The 24,119-nt window shown below is 73.5% G+C and carries 23 protein-coding genes; 4 read left to right on the top strand and 19 right to left on the bottom strand.

From position 1 onward, the window contains the following. From ASF82_RS16270 to ASF82_RS14985, 5 genes are all read right to left on the bottom strand, one after another. The coding region (locus ASF82_RS16270; RefSeq protein WP_235491310.1) for a family 1 glycosylhydrolase at nucleotides 1–274 on the bottom strand (274 nt) is incomplete at its 3' end. A 38-nt stretch (nucleotides 275–312) separates the two neighbouring features. Next, nucleotides 313–2,121 (bottom strand): ABC transporter ATP-binding protein, encoded by a 1,809-nt coding sequence (locus ASF82_RS15000; RefSeq protein ID WP_082514692.1) that lies wholly within the window; start codon nucleotides 2,119–2,121, stop codon nucleotides 313–315. Further along, on the bottom strand, nucleotides 2,118–3,074 hold the full coding sequence (locus ASF82_RS14995; protein ID WP_056058724.1) for an ABC transporter permease: 957 nt from the start codon (nucleotides 3,072–3,074) through the stop codon (nucleotides 2,118–2,120). The genes ASF82_RS15000 and ASF82_RS14995 overlap by 4 nt, the downstream gene beginning before the upstream one ends. Beyond that, nucleotides 3,071–4,051: an ABC transporter permease gene (locus ASF82_RS14990; RefSeq protein WP_056058720.1), complete on the bottom strand. Its 981-nt coding sequence runs from the start codon at nucleotides 4,049–4,051 to the stop codon at nucleotides 3,071–3,073. Before ASF82_RS14990 ends, ASF82_RS14995 begins: the two co-directional genes overlap by 4 nt. After that, the gene (locus ASF82_RS14985; RefSeq protein ID WP_056059321.1) at nucleotides 4,048–5,715 is read right to left on the bottom strand and encodes an ABC transporter substrate-binding protein; all 1,668 of its coding nucleotides are present in this window, start codon (nucleotides 5,713–5,715) and stop codon (nucleotides 4,048–4,050) included. The genes ASF82_RS14990 and ASF82_RS14985 overlap by 4 nt, the downstream gene beginning before the upstream one ends. Before the next feature lie 266 nt (nucleotides 5,716–5,981). On the opposite strand from ASF82_RS14985, the gene ASF82_RS14980 reads away from it, so the two are divergent. Continuing rightward, on the top strand, nucleotides 5,982–7,421 hold the full coding sequence (locus tag ASF82_RS14980) for an FAD-binding oxidoreductase (RefSeq protein ID WP_082514691.1): 1,440 nt from the start codon (nucleotides 5,982–5,984) through the stop codon (nucleotides 7,419–7,421). A 335-nt stretch (nucleotides 7,422–7,756) separates the two neighbouring features. Here ASF82_RS14980 and ASF82_RS14975 read toward each other — a convergent pair whose 3' ends face one another. Together ASF82_RS14975 and ASF82_RS14970 are read right to left on the bottom strand one after the other, a co-directional pair. After that, nucleotides 7,757–8,884, bottom strand: coding sequence for a LacI family DNA-binding transcriptional regulator (locus ASF82_RS14975; RefSeq protein ID WP_056058716.1), 1,128 nt, complete (start codon nucleotides 8,882–8,884; stop codon nucleotides 7,757–7,759). 184 nt (nucleotides 8,885–9,068) lie between these two features. Then, nucleotides 9,069–9,830, bottom strand: a complete 762-nt coding sequence (locus ASF82_RS14970; protein WP_082514690.1) for a transglycosylase family protein — start codon at nucleotides 9,828–9,830, stop codon at nucleotides 9,069–9,071. Between the two features lie 406 nt (nucleotides 9,831–10,236). On the opposite strand from ASF82_RS14970, the gene acs reads away from it, so the two are divergent. Together acs and ASF82_RS14960 are read left to right on the top strand one after the other, a co-directional pair. Further along, the gene (gene acs / locus ASF82_RS14965) at nucleotides 10,237–12,294 is read left to right on the top strand and encodes an acetate--CoA ligase (RefSeq protein ID WP_056059315.1); all 2,058 of its coding nucleotides are present in this window, start codon (nucleotides 10,237–10,239) and stop codon (nucleotides 12,292–12,294) included. A gap of 178 nt (nucleotides 12,295–12,472) precedes the next feature. Then, nucleotides 12,473–13,270, top strand: a complete 798-nt coding sequence (locus ASF82_RS14960) for an isocitrate lyase/phosphoenolpyruvate mutase family protein (RefSeq protein ID WP_056058711.1) — start codon at nucleotides 12,473–12,475, stop codon at nucleotides 13,268–13,270. A gap of 52 nt (nucleotides 13,271–13,322) precedes the next feature. Here ASF82_RS14960 and ASF82_RS14955 read toward each other — a convergent pair whose 3' ends face one another. The 12 genes from ASF82_RS14955 to ASF82_RS14900 all read right to left on the bottom strand — a co-directional run bounded on the left by ASF82_RS14955 (nucleotide 13,323) and on the right by ASF82_RS14900 (nucleotide 23,471). Further along, nucleotides 13,323–13,802, bottom strand: a complete 480-nt coding sequence (locus ASF82_RS14955; protein ID WP_056058708.1) for a DedA family protein — start codon at nucleotides 13,800–13,802, stop codon at nucleotides 13,323–13,325. A gap of 206 nt (nucleotides 13,803–14,008) precedes the next feature. Then, nucleotides 14,009–15,178 (bottom strand): YihY/virulence factor BrkB family protein, encoded by a 1,170-nt coding sequence (locus ASF82_RS14950; protein ID WP_082514689.1) that lies wholly within the window; start codon nucleotides 15,176–15,178, stop codon nucleotides 14,009–14,011. A 156-nt stretch (nucleotides 15,179–15,334) separates the two neighbouring features. After that, nucleotides 15,335–15,643 carry a DUF3618 domain-containing protein gene (locus ASF82_RS14945; RefSeq protein ID WP_056058705.1) on the bottom strand — a complete coding sequence of 103 codons (309 nt, stop codon included), beginning with the start codon at nucleotides 15,641–15,643 and terminating at the stop codon, nucleotides 15,335–15,337. After that, nucleotides 15,640–16,050, bottom strand: coding sequence for a phage holin family protein (locus ASF82_RS14940; protein WP_056058702.1), 411 nt, complete (start codon nucleotides 16,048–16,050; stop codon nucleotides 15,640–15,642). Before ASF82_RS14940 ends, ASF82_RS14945 begins: the two co-directional genes overlap by 4 nt. Continuing rightward, entirely contained in the window at nucleotides 16,043–16,447 is a 405-nt protein-coding gene (locus ASF82_RS15985; RefSeq protein ID WP_056058699.1) for a hypothetical protein, read from the bottom strand. Before ASF82_RS15985 ends, ASF82_RS14940 begins: the two co-directional genes overlap by 8 nt. Before the next feature lie 96 nt (nucleotides 16,448–16,543). After that, nucleotides 16,544–17,959 (bottom strand): glycosyltransferase 87 family protein, encoded by a 1,416-nt coding sequence (locus ASF82_RS14930; RefSeq protein ID WP_056058695.1) that lies wholly within the window; start codon nucleotides 17,957–17,959, stop codon nucleotides 16,544–16,546. Nucleotides 17,960–18,115: 156 nt separating this feature from the next. Further along, the gene (locus ASF82_RS14925; RefSeq protein WP_056058691.1) at nucleotides 18,116–19,027 is read right to left on the bottom strand and encodes a prenyltransferase; all 912 of its coding nucleotides are present in this window, start codon (nucleotides 19,025–19,027) and stop codon (nucleotides 18,116–18,118) included. Continuing rightward, nucleotides 19,024–19,443, bottom strand: a complete 420-nt coding sequence (locus ASF82_RS14920; protein WP_056058687.1) for a lycopene cyclase domain-containing protein — start codon at nucleotides 19,441–19,443, stop codon at nucleotides 19,024–19,026. Before ASF82_RS14920 ends, ASF82_RS14925 begins: the two co-directional genes overlap by 4 nt. Further along, nucleotides 19,440–19,781: a lycopene cyclase domain-containing protein gene (locus tag ASF82_RS14915; RefSeq protein WP_056058684.1), complete on the bottom strand. Its 342-nt coding sequence runs from the start codon at nucleotides 19,779–19,781 to the stop codon at nucleotides 19,440–19,442. The genes ASF82_RS14920 and ASF82_RS14915 overlap by 4 nt, the downstream gene beginning before the upstream one ends. Next, the gene (crtI, locus tag ASF82_RS15980; RefSeq protein WP_235491309.1) at nucleotides 19,781–21,493 is read right to left on the bottom strand and encodes a phytoene desaturase family protein; all 1,713 of its coding nucleotides are present in this window, start codon (nucleotides 21,491–21,493) and stop codon (nucleotides 19,781–19,783) included. The genes ASF82_RS14915 and crtI overlap by 1 nt, the downstream gene beginning before the upstream one ends. Next, nucleotides 21,490–22,404: a phytoene/squalene synthase family protein gene (locus tag ASF82_RS15975; protein ID WP_056058681.1), complete on the bottom strand. Its 915-nt coding sequence runs from the start codon at nucleotides 22,402–22,404 to the stop codon at nucleotides 21,490–21,492. Before ASF82_RS15975 ends, crtI begins: the two co-directional genes overlap by 4 nt. Beyond that, complete coding sequence (locus tag ASF82_RS14900; RefSeq protein ID WP_235491308.1) at nucleotides 22,401–23,471, bottom strand: polyprenyl synthetase family protein; 1,071 nt, start codon at nucleotides 23,469–23,471, stop codon at nucleotides 22,401–22,403. The genes ASF82_RS15975 and ASF82_RS14900 overlap by 4 nt, the downstream gene beginning before the upstream one ends. An 85-nt stretch (nucleotides 23,472–23,556) precedes the next feature. Between ASF82_RS14900 and idi the strand changes: the two genes are divergently transcribed. After that, nucleotides 23,557–24,069: an isopentenyl-diphosphate Delta-isomerase gene (gene idi, locus ASF82_RS14895; RefSeq protein WP_056058678.1), complete on the top strand. Its 513-nt coding sequence runs from the start codon at nucleotides 23,557–23,559 to the stop codon at nucleotides 24,067–24,069. Nucleotides 24,070–24,119: the final 50 nt, after the last annotated feature.

The raw sequence follows: 24,119 nt of genomic DNA, 5'->3' as shown, positions 1-24,119 counted from the left end.
AGTGCGCGATCTGGGCCTTGCTGACGAACCCGCGCTCGGGCTCGATGCGCGCCCACTCGATGCTGAACCGGTAGCTGTTCAGCCCCAGCTCGGCGAGCAGCCGGATGTCGTCGCGGAACCGGTGGTAGCTGTCGGCCGCGTCGCCGCTCGGCTCGACGATCGTCGTGCCGGGCGTGTGCTCGTGCTGCCACCAGTTCGAGGCGACGTTGCCGCCCTCGATCTGGTGGGCGGCGGTCGCGGCGCCCCAGAGGAAGCCGTCGGGGAAGGTCAGCACAGGGTGGTTCCTTTCGAGGGGAGGTCAGGAGGCGCGGGTCAGCGACCCGAGGACGCGCGACCCGAGGACGCGCGCGCCGCCGCGGCCGCCGCGTGGGTCCGCCGCGGGTTCGGCACCGCGTCGAGCAGCTGGATCGTGTACGGGTCGGTCGGTCGCTGGAGCACCTCCGCCGTGGCCCCGCGCTCGACGACGGCGCCGTCGTGCAGCACCATCACGTGGTCGGTGATCAGCCGCGCGCTCAGCAGGTCGTGGGTGATGTAGAGCAGCGAGACGCCCCACTGCTCGCGGAGGTCCTCGAGCAGCGCGAGCACGCCGGCCCGCAGCGACACGTCGAGCATCGAGACCGGCTCGTCGGCGATGATCACCTGCGGGTCGCTCGCGAGCGCCCGGGCGATGACGACGCGCTGCCGCTGCCCGCCGGAGAGCTGGTGCGGCAGCTTCGCCGCGAACTGCTCGACCGGCGTCAGACCGACCGTCTCGAGCAGTTCGAGGACCCGGCTCCGCGCCTCCCGCCCCCTCAGCCCGGTGAAGTTCACGACGGGGCGCGTCAGCGTGTACTCGACGGTGTGCAGCGGGTTCAGGGCGGCGTACGGGTCCTGGAAGACCATCTGCACGTCGCTGCGGAAGCTGCGCAGGGCACGGCCGCGCAGCGACGTCACGTCGGTGTCGCCGAACGTGACGCTGCCGCTGGTGGGCGACTCGACGCCGGTGACGAGCTTCGCGATCGTGCTCTTGCCCGAGCCGCTCTGCCCGACCAGGGCCAGCGACTGCCCCGGCTCGAGCGTGAACGACACGTCGCGGACGGCCCGCACGGGCTCGTCGCCACGGCGGGGAGGCGCGTAGGTCTTGCTGACGCCGCTCACGACGATCGCGCTCTGGGCGACCTTCGTGCTCCGTGTGCTGACGCTCGGCACGCTCGTGGTCGTGTCGACGCGGCGCTCGCCCCGGGCCCGGCGCAGCGAGCGGTCCTCGAAGCCGGGCAGCGAGACGGTCTCGGCGCGCGGGTCGGCGTAGTGCGAGAGCAGCATCCGCGTGTACTCGTGCTGCGGGGCGGCGAGCACGTCGGCGCTCGTGCCTTCCTCGACGATGCGGCCCTCGTGCATGACGAGCACGCGCTCGGTCGCCTCGAGCACGATGCCGAGGTCGTGGCTGATCAGCACGGCCGTGAAGCCCTCGCTCTGCTGCAGCGAGATGATCGTGTCCATCACCGCGTGCTGCACGAGCACGTCGAGCGCCGTCGTCGGCTCGTCGAACACCATCAGCTGCGGCTCGAGCGAGAGGGCCAGGGCGATCGAGACGCGCTGGCGCATGCCGCCCGACAGCTCGCCGGGGAAGCGCGCCAGCACGCCGGGGTCGAGCTCGACCTTGGCGATCAGCTCGGCGGCCCTGCTGTGCCAGCGGTCGCGCGGCACGTGGCCGTGGGCCTTGAAGACGTCGACGAAGTGGTTGCGGATCGTCCGCACCGGGTTCAGTGCGTTCATGCCCGACTGCAGCACCATCGCGAAGCCGCCCTGCCGCTGCTGCCGCAGGGCCTCGGTGCCGAGGTCGCGCACGTCGGCGCCGTCGAACCAGATGCTGCCGCCGTTCGTGCGGGCCGGGGGCTTCTGCAGCCGCGTCAGCGCGTAGCCGAGCGTCGACTTGCCCGAGCCGGACTCGCCGACCAGGCCGACGAACTCGCCCCGCTTCAGCCGGAACGACACGTGGTCGACGGCCTGCACCGGCTCGGCGCCGGCGCTCTCGTAGACGACGCTGAGGTCGCGGACGTCGAGGAGCACGTCGCCCGAGGTGGACGAGCCAGAGGACGGTCCGGAGGCGGTGGGCTGGTTGGTGAGGTCCCTGACGGTCATGCGCGCGCCTCCTTCTTCTCCTGCTTCGCGCCTTCGCGGAGCCGGGGGTTGCCGACGGCGTCGACGCCGAAGTTGATCAGGGTCAGGCTCATCGCCAGCAGGGCGATGCAGAGGCCCGGGGCGAACAGCAGGATCCACTGCCCGGTGAGCAGGGCGTTCGAGTTCTGCGCCCAGTAGAGGATCGTTCCCCAGCTGACGATCGACGAGTCGCCGAGCCCGAGGAACTCGAGGCCGGCCTCGGCGAGGATCGCGCTGGTCGCGGCGCCGAAGAACGAGCCCGTGATCAGCGACGTCATGTTGGGCAGGATCTCGCGGAACACGATGCGCCCCGAGCTCTCGCCCGAGAACCGCGCCGCCGTGACGAAGTCGCGCGAGCGCAGCGACTGCGTCTGGCTGCGCAGCACGCGCGCGCCCCAGGCCCAACCGGTGATGACGATCACCGCGAGGATCACCGCGATGCCGCCGTTCTGCAGGTAGGCCGCGATGACGATCATGAGGGGCAGGCCCGGGATCACGAGGAACAGGTTCACGATGAACCCGACGACGTCGCCGCCGAAGCCCTTCATGTAGCCCCAGCTGAGCCCGATCGCGACGGCGACCAGCGTCGACAGCACCCCGGCGACGACCCCGACGAACACGCTGATGCGGGCGCCGTGGATCAGCTGGCTGAGGACGTCCTCGCCGGCCGCCGTGGTGCCCATCCAGTGGGCCCAGCTGGCGTCGGCGTTGCGCTCGAAGCCGTTCTCGCTGCCGCCGTAGGGGGCGAGCAGCGGGGCGAAGACCGCGACGAGCACGAACACGCCGAAGATGACGACGCCGATCTTCGCCTTGGGGTTCGACCAGATGGTCGCGGCCATGCGGCCGACGGTGAGCCAGCGACTGGGCGCCTTCTGCTCGGCGGGGCCGGTGGGAGGCGCGCCCTCGGGCAGGTGGACGGACACGGTGGAGGTCATCGGCGGGTCCTAGGGTCGAGCACGCCGTACAAGATGTCGACGAGGAAGTTGGCGACGAGCACGCTGACCGTGATCATCAGGAAGAGGGCCTGCATCAGCGGGTAGTCCTGGCCGATGACGGCGTTGAACAGCAGGTAGCCGATGCCGGGGTAGCCGAAGACCTGCTCGACCAGGATCGACCCGCCGACGACGCCGCCGAGGGCGAGGCCGAAGCCGGTCAGGTTGGGCAGGATCGCGTTGCGGGCGGCGTAGCGCACGGCCACCGTGCGGCCCTTGAGGCCGTTCGCCTCCGCGAAGGTGACGTAGTCGTCGCCGAGCGTCGAGATCATCGCGTTGCGCATGCCGAGGATCCAGCCGCCGAGGCTCGTCAGCAGGATCGTGATCGCCGGCAGCACCGCGTGCAGCAGGGCGTCGCCGACGAACGCGGGCGTGAACCCGGGCGTCGTCGTGGCGCCGTAGGCCCCCGTGGTCGGGAACCAGTGCAGCACGTAGCCGAGGAAGAAGAGCAGCAGCAGGGCCGTCCAGAAGTACGGGAAGGTGCTCATGAAGCTGCCCGACAGGGTGGGCAGCGAGTCGAGCCAGGTGCCGCGCTTCCACGCCGCCGCGACGCCGATCAGGGTGCCGAGCACGAACGCGATGACCGTGCAGACCCCGACGAGGATCAGCGTGAACGGCAGCGCCTGGCCGACGAGGTGGCCGACCGTCTCGGGGAAGAACGTGTAGCTCGTGCCGAAGTCGAGACGCACGACCTGCCCGAGGTACGCGACGTACTGCTGCAGGACGTTGCCGGTCGGGACGCCGAGCTGGGCCTCGATGGCGGCGCGGGTAGCGTCGGAGACGGGGCCGTTCTGCGAGAGCTTCGCGATCGCGGCGTCGGTGGGGCTGCCGGGCATGAGCCTCGGCAGGATGAAGTTGAGCGTGACCGCGGCCCACAGCGTGAGCACGAAGAGTCCGAGCTTCTGGGCGACGTACCTCACTGGTCGCTGCCTTCCTGGTCGACGCGCTTCAGCTTCGTGAAGATCAGCAGCGGTGCCTGGTCGTAGTTCTGGGGGGCCATGTACGGGTCGTCGGCGCTCGGCCAGCCGGTGAACTTCGCGTCGTTGAAGAGGCCCCAGAGGCCGCCGTAGTAGAGGCCGATCACGGGCATCTGGTCGTAGACGACGTTCTGCAGCTCGTGGCTGAGCCGCTGCTGGTCGGCCGGGTCGGTCGAGGCGCGCCACTCGGCGAGCAGCTCGTCGACCGCGGGGTCGCTGAACCGCTCGAAGTTGTTGGCGGTGGTCTCGCCGACCGGCGTCGCGAAGTCGCTGTTCAGCAGGTTGTTGAACGCCTGGTACACGTTGCCGTTGCCCATGCCGCCCATCGCCATGTCGAACTCGCCGTTCGCGATGGCCGATTGGTAGCCGGCGGGCTGGGGAGCCTGCACCTGCACGTCGATGCCGATCAGCCCCAGCTGGCGCCGCACCTCCTGCACGGCCCGCAGCCAGTCGGTGTAGCCGTTGGCCGTGGTGATCGTGATGCGCAGCTGCTGGCCGTCGGGCCCGACGAGCTGGTCGCCCCGCAGGGCGTAGCCGGAGGCGGCGAAGGCGGCGAGGGCCGCGTCGCGGTCCTGCTCGATGACGCCGCCGTTGGGGATGCTCGGGTCGAGGTCGTCCTGTTGGTTCGGCAGGATGAGCCCGGTCTGGCCGGCCGGCTCGAGGTAGCCCTCGGTGGCGGTCTCGGCGATGCGGGCTCGGTCGAGCGCCAGGGCGATGCCGCGGCGCACATTGACGTCGTCGAACGGCGCCTTGGTGAGGTTCGGCACGAGGCCGATCACGCCGCCCGGCGGGAACCAGAAGGTGTTGTCGGGGCTGGCCGCGCCCCAGGTGCCCTCGACGTCGCTGATGAACGAGTACGACCAGTCGTAGCCCCGCGTGACGGTGTCGAGCTGGTTGTTCGTCGCGGGCAGGATGAGGTGGCCGATCTCGATCTTCTCCGCCTGCCAGTAGGTCTCGTTCTTGTCCATCGAGTACTGCTGCGGCGAGTAGTTGCCGAGCGTGAAGGGGCCGGTGCCGACCGGGTCGGGGTTGCGGAACGTCGCCGGGTCGTCGACCTGCGACCAGAGGTGCTCGGGCACGATCGTCGTCTGGCCGATGATCTCCATCGCGGGCACGTCGTCGGTCTGCAGGTGGAAGACGACGTGGTCGCCCTCGGTCTCGATCGACTCGATGTGCTGCCAGGCGCCCTTGATGTCGAGCGACGGGGCCGCCTTGATCAGGTCGAACGTGTAGACCACGTCGGCCGGCGTCATCGGCGTGCCGTCGGACCACTCGACGCCGCTGCGCATCGTCATGTCGACCGTGCGGGCGTCGGGCAGCGTGGTCTCGCTGGCGAGCCACGGCGTGATCTCGCCGTCGAGCGGGTTGATCTCGAGCAGCGGCTCGTAGATCCAGGTGGAGGCGGTGCGCTTGTTCGTGAGGAACGGGTTGAAGTTCCGCTCGAACTGCGGGTTGCCCTTGTCGGCGTTGATCAGCATCGTGTCGGCGCCGATCGTCGGGTCGGGCTGGCTGCGGATCTGGATGCTGCAGCCGGCCAGCAGCGCGGTGGCCGCGAGGGCGGCGACCGCGGTGCGCACGAGCGTGCGGGGTCTTGACGTGAGCTTCATCGCCACGGGTCTCTCATTCGTCGTCGAGGTGAGCTCCGCCAGTGTAAGCGCATACATCTGCCGGACGCAACGGGACCGGTCGGTCCCGGACCGGACGCGCGGTGCCGAGTGGTCGCGATCTGCTGCTCCCGGGCGTGCGGGGCAGCAGATCGTGACCACTCGGCGGGGCGGGAGGGGCGGGAGGCGGGACGGGGGGAGGTGGTTCGAGGTCGAGAGAGGGGGAGGCGCGCGGCCGGCCGGCCACGCCATGATCGGAGGGTGCGCGGATGACGCGCACCGCGCCTCCCGCGGTCGTCGCCTCCTGGCCGCCGGGGCACCGGGCGTGCCGATCGCCCGTGGGAGCCCCCGTGATCACGTCGTCGCACCTGACCGCCCTGCGCTCCACGCTGCCGCTCGTCGAGGCGCGCGCCGCCGCGATCGCCGACGACTTCTACGCCCGGCTCTTCGCCGACCGGCCCGACCTGCTCCGCGACCAGTTCAACCGCGGCGACCAGGCCCAGGGGCGGCAGCAGCGCGAGCTCGCCCTGACGATCGTCACCGTCGCCCGCGACGTGGTGGGGACGCAGGTGGGCAGCGGGCCGGCGGGCTCGGCGACGGGCCCGGCCGTGCCCGTCGCGCCGTGGTCCTCGCCGGCGCCGAGCCCCTGGGCCGTGCGGGTCGCCGCCCGCGAGACCCTGTCGCGCCTCGCCCAGCGGCACGCGGCCATCGGCGTCACCCGCGACGAGCACGACGTCTTCGAGCGCCACCTCCGCGACGCCTTCGCGGCCGCCCTCGGCGACGACTGGTCGGGCGTCGTGGTCGACGCCTGGCTCGCGCTCTGGCGGCAGACCCGCGACGAGCTCGTCGCCGCGGTCGAGCGCACCTACCGCGCGGCCGACCTCGAGCCCGGGGAGGACTGGCGCGAGGCCCTCGTGACCGAGCGCCGCGTCGAGGCGGAGGACGTCGTCGCCCTCACCCTCGTCTCGGCCGACAGCGAGGCGCTGCCGACCTACCGCGCCGGTCAGTTCGCGTCGATCCAGGTGACGCTGCCCGACGGGGCACGGCAGATCCGGCAGTACAGCCTGCGCGGCGGCTCCGACGAGCAGTGGCGAGTCAGCGCCCGCGTGCTCGGCGGGGTGCCCGAGCTCGGCCTGCCGCCCGGCGAGGTCTCGAACCACTTGCTCCGGCACGTCGCGGTCGGCGACGTCGTCTCGGTCTCGCCGCCGATCGGGTCGCTGACGATCGACGAGCTCGACGACTCCCCCCTGGTCTTCGTCTCGGCCGGCATCGGCTGCACCCCCGTGCTCGGCATGCTCGACCACCTCGTGCGCACCGACCCCCGGCGGCAGGTGACGGTGCTGCACTTCGAGCGCACGCCCGAGCGGCACGCGCACCGCGCCGAGCTGGAGGCGCTGGTCGCGGCCATGCCGGCCGGTCGCCTCCGCGTGAGCTACACCCAGGGCAGCCTCAGCGCCGTCACGGCGCTCGCCGAGGCGTCGCTCGACGGGCCGGGCGTCTACCTCGACCCGATCGACCTCGACACCGTCGACCTGACCCCTCAGCACCGCGTGTTCCTCTGCGGGCCGGTGCCGTTCATGGCGATCGCCCGGAACGCCCTCATCGCGCACGGGGTGCCGGCGTCGCGGGTGCACCACTTCGTCTTCGGGCCCGACGACGGGAGCGTGACCGGCGTCGACACCGGGCAGCGCGGGGCGCGGGGGCGGTAGCGGCGCGGCGCTGCAGCGGCGCGGCGCGGCTCGGCGGCGGCGCGGCTCGGCGGCGGCGCGGCTCGGCGGCGGCGCGGCTCGGCGGCGTTCTCCGCCCCGACCGTCCCACCGAACCACCGACTGATCAATGAACCACGTCACGACGTGGTTCATTGATCAGTCGGTGGTTCGGGGTGCAGCCTGCGCGGGGCGGGGCAGCGCGGGGTGCGGGGGCGGCGCGGCCGCGGCGCGCGGCAGCGGCGCGGCGCGCGGCAGCGGCGCGGCGCGCGGCAGCGGCGCGGCGCGCGGCAGCGGCGCGGCGCGGCGCGGCGCGGCGCAGCAGCGGCGCGGGGGGCTCAGACGGCGGGGCAGCTCTCGCGGAGCAGCACCTCGACGGGCAGCGTGACGCGCTGCGGCGGCGCGCCGGGGTCGGTCAGCCGGGTCACGATGCTCCGCACCGCCACACGGCCGAGGTCGCCCATCGGCTGGCGCACCGTCGTCAGCCGCGGCGTCGAGAAGCGCCCGGCCTCGATGCCGTCGAAGCCGGTGACGAGCACCTGCCCGGGCACCGCCACCCCGTGCTCGGCGAGCACGTCGAGCAGGCCGAGCGCGGTCTGGTCGTTGGCGCAGACGACCGCGCGCGGGAGCGGTGCGCTCGACGCGAGCAGCGACTCCCCCGCCCGTCGCCCCCCGTCGCGCGAGAAGTCGCCCCGCTCGACCCGGACGGCCACGGGCTCCGGCGCGGCCGCGACGGCCTCGTCGAAGCCGCGGTGGCGGTCGGCCTCGTCGGGCGAGTCGGTGGGCCCGGTGACGTAGGCGACATCACGCGCCCGGTGCGCCTCGAGCACGAACGTGGTGAGCGCCCGCATGCCCGCGACGTTGTCGACGCTGACGTGGTCGAGCTGGTCGCCCGGGCGGGAGTCGGCGAGCACGACCACGGGGATCCGCCGCGAGACGTGCGCGAGGAGGTCGTCGGGCACGGTCTGTGCCAGGACGGCGAGGCCGTCGACCCGGCCGGCGATGTCGTTCAGCATCACCTCGCGGCTCGAGCCGCGGCCGGCCGCGACCATGAGGGCGAAGCCGCGGCGCCACGACTCGACCTCGGCCCCGCGCAGCACCTCGTCGAAGTAGAGGGTCGCCGGGCTGGGGGTGGACGACGTCGGGGCGTCGACGCGGAGGGCGCCCCGGCCCGCCGAGTCGTCGACGAGCGGGATCCGGCCGGGGTCGACCACGCGAGCCCAGTCGGGCTCGGGCTCGTCGATGCCGTCGTGCCCGGGCAGGAAGAGGCCCAGCACGCCGTGCCGGCGCCCGGCGAGGCCGCGGGCGGCGCCGCTCGGCACGTAGCCGAGGCTCCGGACGGACTCCAGCACGCGGGTGCGGGTCTCGGGGCGGACGTCGTCCGGCCGCCGCAGCACCCGCGAGACCGTCGCGATCGACACGCCCGCGTGGGCGGCCACGTCGTAGACGGTCGGGGCCTTGGTCACGGAGTCCTTCCGACGGTGGCGGGCACCGGACCATCCTAGGTCGGGGGTCGGCTCCCGGGCCGGGCCCGCGCCTCCGCCCGTCCTGCTCGCTCGCTCGCTCGGCGAGGCGACGCCTCCCGGGGCCTGTCCCGCCGCCCGGCCCCGGGACGAGTCGTCTCGTCGGGCCCGGGCGGGAGGCGCGGCGTCAGACGGCGGGGAGCTGCAGCACCTGCCCCACCTCGATGCGGTCGGGGTCGGGCACCGTGTCGAGGTTGGCTCCGGCGAGGGTCACCCAGCCGCCGGGGATCGCCCGCTCGGTCGCGATGGAGTCGAGGCTCTGGCCCGCCGCCACCGTGTAGGTCTCGCCGCTCGTCGGCACGGCCGCGATCGTCGGGGCGGGCGGCGCCGCGGGCGCCGCGGGGGCGGCGGCGCGCGACGAGCTGCTGCCCGACGACGAGCCCGACGACGGCGCAGCCGCCGCGGCCCTCGGTGCCGGTGCGGGTGCCGCGGCCTGCGGGGCGGCGCCGCTCGTGCCGCTCAGCCCGAGCTTCGCCGAGCAGGAGGGCCAGGCGCCCCAGCCCTGGGAGGCGAGCACGCGCTCGGCGACGGCGATCTGCTCGCCCTTGCTGGCGGAGGCGGCGCTGCCCGAGCCGCCGTAGGCGGACCAGGTGCTCGGGCTGAACTGCAGCCCGCCCGAGTAGCCGTTGCCGGTGTCGATCGACCAGTTGCCCCCGCTCTCGCAGGCGGCGATCGCGTCCCAGGTGGAGACGTCGGCGGCGCTCGCGGGCGCGGCGGCGAGGCCGACCCCGCCCCCGGTCAGGGCGACGAGGGCCGCCCCGCCGAGCAGGGCGCGGGCCCGGCCGACGCGACGCGGCGCGCGGGCGGCGGGGCCCGCCACGGCGGCGGGGTCGCCGGGCGAGGTCGAGGTGGTGCGGGAGGCGCGGGTGCTGCGGGTCGTGCGTGTCATGTCGTTGCTCCGGTCGAGGTCACCCCGGCACGGCCGCGCGGACACGGCCGCCGCTGCCCGCCTCTGGTCAGATCAGGTCCGTCGGCGGCGTCCGCTCGCAGGGCAGCGGGGGTGACGAGCGGCGCCGTGTGGCCTGCGCCGCCCCGATCGGGCCGACGCACCACGTGCCCCTGAGCGGGACGGTCGCCCACGGTAGCCACGCCCGCGACGGGGTCCAACTCCGACGGGGCGGTCTGCCCCGCGGGCGCGGGCGGTTGTCCACAGGCCGATCCGCGCCTCCCCGGGGATCGCCCCGCGACCCTCCGAGGTCGCTGGGCGTCCGCCCCGACGACGGTGCCGGCCCGGCCCGTTACGCGACGTGACGGGCTCCCCGGTGGCGGTCACCGCGCCTCCGTACGCTCGTCGCATGGCCACCGGCGACACGATCTCGAACCTGCTCGACGAGCGACGCACCTTCCCCGCCCCGGCGGCCCTCGCGGCGACGGCGAACGTCACGAGCGCCGAGCACGCGCGAGCCGCGGCCGACCCGGTCGCCTTCTGGGAGGAGCAGGCGCACCGCCTCGACTGGGAGACCCCCTGGCACACCGCCCACACCTGGCGCCCGGTCGAGGAGCTGCCCGACGGCGGCCTCACCGTGCCCGAGGCGACCTGGTTCGCCGGCGGCCGCCTCAACGTCGCCGTCAACTGCGTCGACCGGCACGTCGCGGCCGGCCGCGGCGAGAAGGTCGCCCTGCACGTCGAGGGCGAGCCCGGCGACCGCCGCGACGTCACCTACGCGCAGCTGCAACGCGAGGTCGTGAAGGCCGCGAACGGGCTCCGCAGCCTCGGCGTCGGCAAGGGCGACCGCGTCGTCGTCTACCTCCCCGTGATCGCCGAGACGATCGTCGTCACGCTCGCGATCGCCCGGATCGGGGGGATCCACTCGCTCGTCTTCGGCGGATTCTCGGGCGAGGCGCTGAAGTTCCGCGTCGAGGACACGGGGGCGAAGCTGCTCGTGACCACCGACGGGCAGTTCCGCCGGGGAGGCGCGGTGCCGGTCAAGGCCGCCGCCGACCACGCGGTGAGCGGCGAGAACCAGGTCGAGCACGTGCTCGTCGTGCGGCGCACGGGCGACCAGACCCCCGACGTGCCGTGGACGGAGGGCCGCGACCTGTGGTGGCACGACCTCGTCGACGCGCAGCCCGACACCGACGAGCCGGAGGCGTTCGACGCCGAGACCCCGCTCTTCATCATGTACACGAGCGGCACGACGGGGAAGCCCAAGGGCCTCGTGCACACGAGCGGCGGCTACCTCACCGCCGCGAGCTGGACCCACTGGGCCGTCTTCGACGCGAAGCCCGACGACGTGCACTGGTGCACGGCCGACCTCGCCTGGGTCACCGCGCACACCTACGAGATCTACGGCCCGCTGTCGAACGGGCTCACGCAGGTGATCTACGAGGGCACCCCCGACACCCCGCACCCCGGCAGGCACCTCGAGATCATCGAGCGCTACGGCGTGACCACCTACTACACGGCCCCGACGCTCGTGCGGACGCTGTCGTCGTGGTTCCCCGACGGCCTGCCCGACACGTGGGACCTCAGCACCCTGCGCCTCCTCGGCACCGTCGGCGAGGCCATCAACCCGGAGGCGTGGGTCTGGTTCCACGAGCAGCTCGGCCGGGGCGAGTGCCCGATCGTCGACACCTGGTGGCAGTCCGAGACCGGCGCGGCCGTGATGGCCCCGCTGCCGGGCGTCGACACGCTCAAGCCGGGGTCGTCGCTGCGGGCCCTGCCGGGCGTCGCGACCGCGGTCGTCGACGAGCACGGCCATCGCGTGCCGAACGGCTCGGGCGGCTACCTCGTCGTGCAGCAGGCGCCGCCGTCGCTGGCCAGGACGGTCTGGGGCGACCCCGAGCGGTACCGCGACAGCTACTGGACGCAGTTCCGCGAGCAGGGCTGGTTCGCGAGCGGCGACGGGGCCAAGTACGACGCCGACGGCGACATCTGGGTGCTCGGCCGCGTCGACGACGTCATCAACGTGTCGGGCCACCGGCTGTCGACGATCGAGGTCGAGTCGTCGCTCGTCGCCCACCCCCTCGTCGCGGAGGCCGCCGTCGTCGGGGTCGCCGACGAGCGCACCGGCCAGGCGATCGCCGCGTTCGTCGTGCCCGCGGCACGGCCCGAGGGAGGCGCGGTGCGCGACGCCGGCTCCGCCGACGAACCGCAGGTCTGGGCCCCGCTCTCGGGGTCGCTCTCCGCCGTGCTGCGGGCCCACGTCGCGGAGCAGATCGGCCCGATCGCGAAGCCCGCGACCGTCGTCGTCGTGCCCGACCTGCCGAAGACCCGCTCGGGCAAGATCATGCGCCGGCTGCTCGGCGACATCGTCGACGGCCGGCCGCTCGGCGACACGACGAGCCTGCAGGACTCGACGGTGCCCGACCGCGTCGCGGCCGTCCGCGCGGAGGTGCTGCGCGCCTCCTGACCACCCGGCCGCGGGCGTCGCCGCGTCGTCGTCGTCGTCGTCGCGAACCACGAAGTCGCACGCGAACCACGCCGCGGCGTGGTTCGCCTGCGACGACGTGGTTCGTGGGCGCGGCCGGGCGGCGAGCCCGCCCGGCCGGGGGCTGGTGCCGCCCAGCCGGGGCTGCTTGGCTGGGGGCATGTCCATCTCCACCACGGCCGAGAAGGCCGAACTCCTCCGCTCGCTGCACGTGCCGGGCGACCCGCTGATCGTCACGAACGTCTGGGACAGCATCACCGCCCGCGTCGTGGCCGGCGCACCGGGCGTGAAGGCCCTGGCCACCGCCTCCCACTCGATCTCCGAGGCGCACGGCGTCGAGGACGGCGAGGGGCTCGACGTCGACGAGATGCTCGCCGCCGCCCGGATCATCGTCCGCTCGGTCGACCTGCCCGTCTCGGTCGACTTCGAGAAGGCCTACGCGACCGACGCCTCCGGCACCTTCGACAACGTGTTCCGCCTCATCGAGGAGGGCGCTGCCGGCCTCAACCTCGAAGACAGCATCGGCCAGGCCAAGGCCCCGCTCTACGACATCGACACCCAGGTCTCGAAGGTCGCCGCGGCCCGCCGCGCCGGTGACCGCGCGGGCGTGCCGATCGTCGTCAACGCCCGGGTCGACGCCCTGGCCGGCGACCCCGACAGCTTCGACGACGCCGTCACGCGCGCCAACGCCTACCTCGACGCGGGAGCCGACTGCGCCTTCGTGCTCGGCCTCGGCACGGAAGACCTCGTGAAGCGCGCCCTCGACGAGATCCACGGGAAGATCAGCGTCATCTCGGGACCGACCTCGGTGCCGCTCGCCCGCCTCGCCGAGCTCGGCGTCTCGCGCGTGAGCTTCGGGCCGATGTCGATGGGCCTGACGCTGTCGCACCTCCGCGACGCAGCGACCCGCCTCACCGCCCGCGAGGAGTACCCGGCGGAGCTCGGCTTCTCGTTCTGAGCCGCGCCCAGACCGGGTGACGCCCGGGAGGGCTGATCCACTCCGGAGTGGATCAGCCCTCCCGGGCCCGACGCCGTCGCACCGCGAGCACCGCGACCGCGACCGCTGCCACGCCCCCGAGCAGCACCAGCACGACCACACCGACCGGCGACCCCGCCACCGAGCCGACGACCGCCCAGAGCACCGCGAACCCGACGGTGGCGTAGATCAGCGCCCACGCCGCGCACCCGGGCAGCATCGCGACGAGGTACACGGGCCACCGCATCCGCGACGCGCCCGCGGCCGCGTTCATCACGGTCTGCAGCCCCACGGTGAGGAAGCTCAGCGTGACCGCGGGAGGCCCCCACCGGGCCAGCACCCGCGACGCCCGCGCGACGCCCGGCCCGTCGACCCAGCGGCCCCACCTCGTCGAGGCGGCTCCCCGTCGCGCGCCCCGCGCCAACCAGTAGGTCGCCTGGGCCCGGCAGACGACGATCGCGAACAGCGCCGCCACGAGCCCGCCGAACGGCAGGCCGGCCAGGCGCTCGAGCACGGTGCCCCCTCGGGTGACGCGGTCAGGTCGGGTCAGGTCAGGTCAGGTCGGGTCATGTCTGGTCGGTCCAGGTCACGTCGATGCTAGGTCGACCCGCCCGGGAGGCGCCCGGGACGGACGACGACCGAGGGCCCCTGCACGACAACTGTCGCTCAGAGGCCCTCGGTCGAGAGAGATCGGGCACCGGTCACGCCGGCCCGGACGCCTCAGCTCCGGTCGCGCCGCTCGCGGCGCTCCTTCCCGTCGGGCAGGGCGTCGGCGTCGGGCCGGTCGTCGTCCGCGGGGCGCTCGCGGCCCTCGCGACGCTCGCGCGCCTCCTGCTCGGCGATCGACGCGGCCGCGGCCTGCCGCAGGCGCATCCCGTCGAGCTCGTCCTGCGCCTCCTGGGCCTTCTTCTTGTCGCTCTGCTTCGTGTCGCGCGGCGGCAGCAGGATGTCCTTCTCCGCCTCCATGCCGGCCTGCAGCTCACGGCCGCGCTCGATCTCGGCGTCGAACTCGGCGCCGAAGAGCAGGGCGTTGTTCGTGATCCAGAGCCAGAGCAGGAAGACGATGACGGCACCGAGCGAGCCGTACGTCTTGTTGTAGTTCGAGAAGTTGCTCACGTAGAAGCCGAAGCCGACGCTAGCGATCATCCAGATGGCGATGGCGAGCAGCGAGCCCATGCTGATCCAGCGGAACTTCGGCTGCTTGACGTTCGGCGAGAAGTAGAAGAGCACCGCGACGACGACCACGATGATGACCAGCAGCACCGGCCACTTGACGATGCCCCAGACGAAGACCGCCGTCGAGCCGAGGCCGATCACATCGCCCACGGCCTGGGCCACGTCGCCGCTCAGCACGAGGATGAGGCCCGCAACGACGACGAGCACGACCGTGACGGCCGTGATCGCGAGGTTCGTGGGGCGCAGCTTCCAGATCGGTCGGCCCTCGTCGATCTCGTACACCCGGTTCATGGCGCGGCCGAAGGCCCCGACGTAGCCGGACGCCGACCAGAGGGCACCGAGCACGCCGACGACGAAGGTGATCCCCGCCGCGGGCGACATGGTCACCTCGCGGATCGGGTCGCGCAGCGTCTCGGCGACCGAGCCGCCGCCGAGCTGGGTGAGCAGCTGGAGAACGGTGTCCGTGGTCTGCTCAGCCTGGCCGAAGAGGCCGAGCACCGACACGATCGCGAGCAGCGCCGGGAAGAGGGCGAGCACGGCGTAGTAGGTGAGGGCCGCCGCCAGGTCGGTGCACTGGTCGGAGGTGAACTCGCGGAGGGTCTTCTTGAGCACGTAGCCCCAGGAGGGCTTGTGCAGGTCGTCCGGGCTGTCGGGCTTGCGCGCGTCGTCGGGGTCGGGAGCCTGCTGCTCGCGCTCGGTGCTGCTCTGCGCCATGGTGTTGTCCTTCGTTCTGGGGGACGCCCTGGGTGAGGGGTGCCCACCAGCGCGACGGGGCAGCCGTCAGGCGGGGGGCTGGAGGTGGGTGGGTGGGGAGAGGACGGTGCGGGAGTCGCGGAGCCGGTCAGCGCCGCGCCTCCCGCACCCGGGGCCCTAGCGTCGAGCGATCCGCACGACGCCGGCGACGAGCGAGGCGAGTCCGACGACCCCGGCGACGCCCGCGGCCACCACGGGCCGGGGGTCGTCGTGCCAGCGTCGCGAGACGCTGTCGCGGAGGCGGCGGGCGTGCGCCGGCACGCTCAGCTTGTCCTCGATCGCGTCGAGGGTGCGGGCGAACTCCTCGCGCGTGCGCGCCACGTCGAGCTCGAGCTCGGGGATGCTCGGGGCGGACTCGTCGGAGCCCGCACCGTCACCGTCGCCGGGGCGAGCGTCGCGGCGGTCTCCGGAGTCGTCCCGGCTCACGAGCCGGTGCCCTTCAGCGCGGCGACGTCCGCCTTGACGTTCTCGACGGTCTTCTCCGGCACGGGCGGCACGCCCTTCTTCAGCGCCTTGACGCCGAGCAGCGCGAGGACGGCCGTGACGACCAGCAGCACGCCGGCCACGATCAGCGCGGCGAGCCACGGGGCGACGACCGTCGCGAGGCCGAGGACGCCCGCGGTGATGAGCACGGCCAGCAGGAAGAAGCCGAACAGCGCGGCCCCGACCAGCAGGCCCGCGCCGACGCCGGCCTCCTTGAGCTTGGTGGCGAGCTCCTTCTTGGCCAGCGCGATCTCGCCGCGGATCAACCGCGAGATGAGGTCGGGCAGGCTGCCGAGGAGCGACCCGAGCGACCGCTTGGTGCTCTGGTCAGGTGCCTTGAGGTCACTCACCGGCGTTCACGCCCGGGAGCGGGCCCGAGCCGGGCTCGCCCTTGCCCTTGGCGCCACGACCGGCGTCCTTGACCGCGTCGGCAGCGTCCGAGGCCTTGGACTCGGCCTTGTCGGCCAGCGCGCCGACCTTGTCCGCGACGTCGGAGTCGCCCGACTTCGAGGCGACCGACTTGGCCTTGGCGGCCGCGTCGCCCGCGACCTCCTGGATCTTCTTGCCGACCACGGGAGCGTTCTCCTTGACGAAGCCCTCCGCCTGCTGGACGGTCTTCTGCACGTTCGGGTTCTCCCACAGGCTCTCGGCCTGCGACTTGATCTTGACGTACGCGCCACGGCCCGCGCGGGCGCCGAGGACGTAGCCGACTGCCGCTCCGGCGACGAAGAGGATCTTGCCCTTCATGAGTGCTCCTTGGGTCAGACCCGCTCACGGCGGGTGTCGAGATGTCTGGGGACCACGCTGGCACGTTCGCGCCCGGGCCGACCAGATCCGCGACTCCTACCGCTCGTGGTCGAGCACCCGGGCCTCGGTCGCGACGCCCGCGGCGACGCCCCGGTCGGGCGCGAGCAGGCCGAGGGCGCGCCGGAGGGTCCAGCCCGGCAGCCCCGCCGCGGCGAGCGCCGCCTCCATCAGCCGGACGACGCACCAGCCGAACAGCGCGACGACGATGGCGTTGCGCGCCGCGAGCGCCAGCACGGCGGCGGGCTGCAGGTCGATCAGCTCGCGGTACATCACCGGGAAGACGAGGGTCGTGAGGCCGGCCGCCCACGCGGTCAGGCGGGCCGGCACGCGGAAGAGGTCGGGGCGCTGCGCGAGGCCGACCGCGACCACCGGGGCGATCCAGAGCATGTACTGCGGCGAGCCGACCTTGTTGAACACGACGAAGGTCGTCGTCAGGGTCAGGGCGCCGAGCAGCACGAGCTGGACCTCGTCGCCCGAGGTCGAGCGGCGGGCCCCCGGCAGCCCGAACGCGGCGACGGCGAGCAGGGCGAGCAGCGCCAGCACCACGCCGAGCATGAGCTCGGTGCTGCTGTTGATCGCCCAGGTGTCGCCCGGGCCCATGACCTCCCGGGTCGCGAGGGCGACGTTCTGGTAGACCGACGCCCCCGGCACGCGGAGCATGGCCATCCACACCCACGGGGTCGAGAGCGGCGCCTCGAGCTGGAGGCCGCGGCTCGACTGGGTGCTGATGAACGTGTCGATCCGGCTCAGGCCGCCGCCGAGGGCGACGGCCGCGGCGACGCCCGCCGTCACCAGGAGGGCGGAGCGCACGACCGTCGAGCGGCGCCGCGAGGCGACCATGACCGCCGCGATCACGGCCGCCGGCCAGACCTTGATCCACGTCGCGCCGGCGAGCAGCAGGCCCGCGACGCGGGGGCGCCGGGCGAGCAGCACCAGGGCCATGAGCACCATGGGCGCGCTGAACCCCTCGAGGCGGAGGAAGGCCACCGGGCTGAGCAGGAAGAGCACGAGCAGCCACCACCAGGCGGCCGGGGTCTCGACGGTGCGGCGGCCCCGGTCGGTCAGCACCCAGAGCGAGACGCCGTTCAGCAGCGTCAGCATCACCAGCCAGACGAACTGGTACATCGACTCGCCGAGCACGTTCGGCAGCACGATGGGCAGCAGGGCCCCCGCCGGGTAGACCCAGGTGAAGTCGAGCACCGGCCACGACCCCGAGCTGAGGGCGTCGGTGGCCCAGGTGCGGTACAGCGGCAGGTCGCCGCTCACGCCGCCGGAGAGCATGAGGGGCGTCAGGGCCAGGAAGAGCGCGGCGTGCAGGGCCGCGAACGTCCACCACAGCCCGTGCGGGTGCTGACGCACCCACCGCCGCCGGGACGCCAGCCGGCCGGCCAGGTCGCGGAGGGCGCGCGCGGGCCGCGGGCGCTCGGGGGTGCGGGAGGTCTGCGTGCTCACGGGCCGAAGATACGGCCAGGACCTTTCGCCCGGGTGAACTCGGGGCCACATCGGGCCGATCTCATCCGCGCGACGGAGCGGCCCTCCGCCGATCGGCCGTCCGGCCCCGCGGGTCGGCGACGCGGCCGGTCGGCCGAGCCCCCGGGGAGTCGCGGGTCAGCCGAGCGCGACCCACCAGATCAGCAGCATGGTCACCACGAACCCCGACACGAAGTTCAGCGTCAGGAACCGCTTCCACCCCCGGTTGACCCCCTCCGCGTCGGCGTCGGCGACGTTCCACCACGGCGCGCAGCTGATCGCGTAGGCGACCGGGAGGAGCGCGGCGAACGGCCCCGGGGTGTCGGTGAAGGTCATCAGCAGCGCCGCGAGCAGGTAAGCGACGACCGAGAGCCGCACCGTGGTCCGGGCGCCGAAGACCGTCGCGATCGAGGCGATGCCGCCCTCGCGGTCGGCGATGACGTCCTGCACGGCCCCGAAGGCGTGGCTGGCCGTGCCCCAGAGGAAGAACGCGCCGAGCAGCGCCCACAGCGCGGGGGTGACGTCGGCCCCGGCGAGCACGAGGCCGTAGACGGCGGGGCTCACGAAGTGCGTGCTCGAGGTGACCGAGTCGACGACCGGGCGCTCCTTGAAGCGCAGGCGCGGGGCCGAGTAGGCGACGACGGCGAAGACGCTGACCGCCAGCACGAGCCAGCTCAGCGGACTGCCGACGGCGACCAGGAAGACCAGGAAGGGCACGTTCGTGACGACCGCCGCGACCAGCGTGGGCCGGTGCATGCTGCGGTCGAGCAGCGCCCCCTCGACGCCGCCCTTGCGGGGGTTGCGCAGGTCGCTCTCGTAGTCGAAGACGTCGTTGATGCCGTACATCGCGAGGTTGTACGGCACGAGGAAGTAGACGGTGCCGACGATCGCGACGAGCCACGGCACCGCGGTGACGTCGTAGCTCGTGCCGCCGTCGGGCGTGCTGCTGCTCGCGGCGCTCAGCAGGTAGGCCGCGGCGAACGGGAACGCGGTGTTGATCCAGCTGAGGGGGCGTGACGACCAGGCCAGGGCGCGCAGGGTGGCGATCACCGTGGCTCCCCCGGTCGACCCGCGGGCCGGGCCGGCCGCGCCCGTCGGGCCGGTCGCTCGAGCGACGGCTCGCGGGCCGGTCGGCGGCCGCCGAGCAGCGTCCAGACGCTCGGCAGCAGCACGAGCGCCGCGACGGAGTAGGCGAAGTCCTCGAGCGGGGCGACGCCGAGCTTCGCGCCGCTGATGCGGGACTCGTCGTAGCCGACCAGGCCGACGCCGATCATGACGTTGTCGAAGACGGCGGTCATCACGAGCAGCACGACGGTGGTGAGCCCGGCGGCGCGGACGACCTCGGCGCGGTCGCGGCCCCCCGAGGAGGCGCGCCCCCGTGCCCGGAGCCGGTGCAGCAGCAGCGCCGCGGCCGCGGTCACGGCCACGAGCCCGAGGAAGACGGCGTTCACCGCCCAGTACGTCACGCGCTCGCCCCCTCGCGGCGGGCGGCGAGCACCCCGAGCGCGAGGCGCGCCCCGGAGTGCAGGTTCATCGTCAGCCAGCAGAGCAGCACGAGGAAGAAGACCTCCTCGAGCGGCAGCTCGGGCGCGAGCTGCACGCCCGTCATGAACGACGTCTCGCCGCGGAAGAAGATGCCGAGGTCGATGCCGACGACGTCCCAGACCAGGAAGAAGGCGACGCCGACGAGCAGCGTCACCGCCGCGCGCCAGCCGTCGCGCCAGAAGAACAGCGTGAAGCGGCGGTCGAGCGCCGCCATGCCGGCGAGCGAGATCAGCAGCGCGACGAGGTAGGCGGCGCCCATCAGGCCGTTCCGGCGGTGGCCGGCGCGGCGGGGGCCCCGGCCTCGGCGGCGGGCTCGGGCAGCGGCTCGGTGCTCGTGTCGCCGCGCATGTTCTTGAGCAGCACCTCGGCGCTGATCAGGCACATCGGCAGGCCGATGCCGGGGCGCGACGAGCCGCCGACGTAGAACAGGTTCCGCACGTGCTCGGAGGTGTTGCCGGCGCGGAACATCGCGCTCTGGTCGAGCGTGTGCGCAGGGCCGAGCATGCTGCCCTGCCAGGCGTTGACGTCGTCGACGAAGTCGCGCGGCCCGCGGGTGCGCCGCAGCACGACGCGCGACGCGAGGTCGGGCACGCCCGCCCAGCGGCTGATCTGGTCGATCACCTGGTCGGCGAGGCGCTCGACCATCGGGTCGCCGTCGCCGTCGACGTCGCCGCGGCCGAGCGCGGGGTCGGCGGGCAGCGGCACGAGCACGAAGAGGTTGGTCTGGCCCTCGGGAGCCGTCGACGGGTCGATCGTGCTCGGCTTGCAGACGTAGAGCGACGGCGGCTCGGGGATCCGCTTGTCGTCGCCGAAGATCCGGTCGAAGTTCTCGTGCCAGTCGCGGGCGAAGAACAGCGAGTGGTGCTCGAGCTCGGGCAGCTCGCCCTCGACGCCGAGGTAGACGAGCAGGGCGCTCGGGCCGGGGTCGCGGCCGTGCCAGTACTTCTCGTCGTAGGTGCGCAGCGAGCGGGGCAGGAGGCGCGTCTCGGTGTGGTGCAGGTCGGCCGCGCTGACGACGGTGTCGGCCTCGAGGGCGTGCTCCGCGCCTCCCGCGTCGGTGTACTCGACGCCCGTGGCCCGCGCCGTCGGCACCCGCGGGCGACCGCGTCGGGGTGCTGGGTCGGCCTCGACGGCCGTCGTGATGCTCGTGACGGAGGCGCCGGTGACGATGGTGACGCCGGCGTCGCGGGCGACCGCGGCGATGCGCTCGATGACCGTCGTCAGCCCGCCCTGCGGGTACAGCACTCCGTCGTCGAGGTCGAGGGTGCTCATCAGGTGGTACATGCTCGGCGTGCGGAACGGCGACGAGCCGAGGAAGACCGCGGGGTAGTCGAGGATCTGCTTGAGGCGCGGCTCGCTGACCGTCCTCGACGCGAAGGTGTCGAGGTCTTGCAGGAGGAGCCGGGCGAGCTTGGGCAGCCGCACGACCACGTCACCGCGGAGCAGCGGCGACACGCTCTCGAAGCTCGTGTAGAGGAACCGCTGCTTCGCCATCTCGTACGTGTCGCGGGCCGAGCGGAGGTAGCGGCGCATCCGCTCGCCGCTGCCGGGCTCGACGCTCTCGAACAGGGCGACGTTGCGCTCGAGGCCGAGCGGCACGTCGATCGGCGCCGGGTCGTCGTCGCCGGGCTCGGCGCCCGGCTCGAAGAAGACGCGGTAGCCGGGGTCGAGCGCGACGAGGTCGAGCTGCTCGTCGGCGCTCGTGCCCATCAGCTTGAAGAAGTGGTCGAAGACCTCGGGCATGAGGTACCAGCTCGGGCCGAGGTCGAAGCGGAAGCCGTCGCTCGCCCAGCTGCCCGCGCGGCCGCCGACGGCGTCGTTCTTCTCGAGCACCGTGACGTCGTGGCCCTCGCGGGCGAGCAGCGCCGCCGAGGCGAGGCCGCTGATGCCGCCGCCGATCACGACCACCCGGCGGCCGTGCCGCTCGACCGTCGTCGCGCCGGTGGTGGACTTCAGCCAGGGTGTGCTCACGAAGGGGCTCCGTCGGTCGGGGTGGTGCTCGGGGTGCGGGCGGGCGGCACGGCCACGACGCGGCCGACCGCGGCGCCGGCCGCGATGCGCAGCTTCACCGGGTTCGGCACGCGGACGCGCGCCCGGATCAGCGAGGAAGCGGGGGTCGCCTCGAGCCGTCGGTTCAGCTCAGCGAACAGGCCGTGGGCCAGCGCCACCGCGCGCCGCGACGACGCGGGCAGCACGGGGATGATCTCACCGGCGACCCGCAGGTCGTCGTCGATGTCGTCGACGAGCCGCCGCTTGGTCGCCTCGTCGAAGGTGTCGACGTCGACGCCGGGGAAGTAGCTGCGGCCCAGGTGCTCGAAGTCCGCCGCGAGGTCGCGGAGGAAGTTGACCTTCTGGAAGGCGGCGCCGAGGCGGCAGGCGCCCTCGTCGAGGGCGGCGAGCGTGGTGGCGGGGTAGCCGTGCCCGACGAGGAAGGCCCGGAGGCACATCAGGCCGACGACCTCGGCCGAGCCGTAGACGTACCGGCGGAACGACTCGTCGTCGTGCTCGCGGGCGCTGAGGTCGGCCCGCATCGAGGCGAAGAAGGGCCGCGTGAGCTCGGTGCCGAAGCCCGTGGCCCGGGCGGTGCGCGCGAAGGCGTGCACGACGAGGTCGGAGCTGAAGCCCTCCGCGAGCGCCCGCTCGGTCGTGGCCTCGTAGTCGTCGAGGCACCGGCCCGCGGCCTCGACGTCGAGCCCGGCCTCGGCGGCGGGGCCGTCGACGATCTCGTCGGCCACGCGGACGAGCGCGTAGACGTTCTCGACGTGCTGCCGCACGTCGGACCCGAGGAGGCGCGAGGCCAGCCCGAAGGAGGTCGAGTACCGGCGGATCACGCCGGCCGCGGTCTGGTCGGCGACCGCGTCGTAGAGCGAGAGGCCGGTCACCGCACGCGCTCCAGGACGGTCGCGACGACGGGGGTCAGGGCCTCGCGGAGCGCGTCGCCCACGGCCGGGCCGTCGAGCACGGCGAGCGCGCGGCGGGCGTGCTGCTCGACGAGGGACTCGGCGAACGCGCGGGCGCCGCACGCCTCGAGCCGGGAGCGCACGTGCTCCGCCTCGGCCTCGGTGAGGTCGGCCTTGCCGATGAACGGACGGATCGCGAACCACTCGTCGGTCGTGGCCGCGTGGGCGACGATGACGGTGCGCTTGCCCTCGCGCAGGTCGCCGAGGGTGGTCTTGCCGGTGTCGGCCTCGAGGCCGAAGACGCCGAGCAGGTCGTCGACCACCTGGTAGGCGACGCCGACCTCGCGGCCGAACTCGCCGACCGCGTCGACGACGGCGTCGGGGGCGCCGGCCAGCACGGCCCCGGCCTGCAGCGGGGCCTCGAACGAGTAGACCGCGGTCTTGGCGCGCTCCATGTCGAGGATCTCGGCGACCGTCGGCACCTCGGGCGAGAGCGACAGCTCGACGTCGACCATCTCGCCGCCCGCGCTGACGAAGATCGCCTCGTCGAGGATGTCGAGGAGGCGCGCCCGCACGCCGCCCTCGCACCGGACGTCGAGCAGCAGCCGGCTGGCCCCGGCGAGCGCGAGGTCGCCCGCGATGACGGCGGCCGACATGCCGCGGTGCTCGGCGGCGGGGGTGGGGATGCCCGCCGTCGTGGCGGTGTCGCGGTAGCTGCCGGAGACGTTGGGGATGCCGCGGCGCGAGAAGTCGCGGTCGATGACGTCGTCGTGGACGATCAGGGCCGTGTGCAGCAGCTCGAAGGAGGCCGCGACGCCGGCGACGGCCTCGTCGTCGGTGCCGCCGAGGGCGTCGTAGGCGGTGAAGACCATGCGGGGCCGGAAGCGCTTGCCGCCGACCGTGTTGCGCTCGAGCACCGACCAGAGCTCGACGTAGCGACGGCCCACGAGCGCGGCCCGGCGCTCGGCCAGCCGGAAGAAGTCGTCGAGGACGACCTCGACACGCTCGTGTCGGGCGCGCGCGCCGCCGCGCAGCTGTTGAGCGTCCACAGAGGGCAGACTACCTCCCATGGAACTCGGCGAACGCGCTCATGCTCAGCCTCTCGACAGCCCTCCTGCAGGGTCTGATCAGGAGATGGTGGTCCTGCTCGACGAGGCCGGCGAGCCCGTCGGCAGCACGCCGAAGGCCACCGTGCACACGACGACGACGCCGCTGCACCTCGCCTTCAGCTGCCACGTCGTCGATGAGCGGGGCCGCGTGCTCGTCACCCGCCGTGCCCTGTCGAAGAAGACCTGGCCCGGCGTCTGGACCAACTCGTTCTGCGGCCACCCCGCGCCCGGCGAGACCCCGGAGGAGGCCGTCTACCGCCGCGCGTCGCAGGAGCTCGGCATCGAGGTGGCCGACGTCAGCGTGATCCTGCCGGAGTTCCGGTACGTCGCGACCGACGCCTCCGGCATCGTCGAGAACGAGATCTGCCCGGTGTTCACCGCCCGCGCGGTCGGCGTGCCCGACCCCTCGCCCGACGAGGTCGCCGAGTGGGCCTGGCTCGAGCCCGAGGCGCTCCGCGGGGCCGTCGAGGCGGCTCCCTTCGCCTTCAGCCCGTGGCTGGGGTGGCAGCTGGCCGCCTGGCCGGCGACGGCGGCCTGACCGGGCCGACCTGCGCCTCCTGCCCTGCCGGAGCCTGCCCCCGGCAGCAC

The sequence above is a fragment of the Frigoribacterium sp. Leaf164 genome, from assembly GCF_001423665.1.
In the GTDB taxonomy this organism is placed as follows: domain Bacteria; phylum Actinomycetota; class Actinomycetes; order Actinomycetales; family Microbacteriaceae; genus Frigoribacterium; species Frigoribacterium endophyticum.
This window is presented reverse-complemented; position numbering and strand designations above follow the sequence as displayed.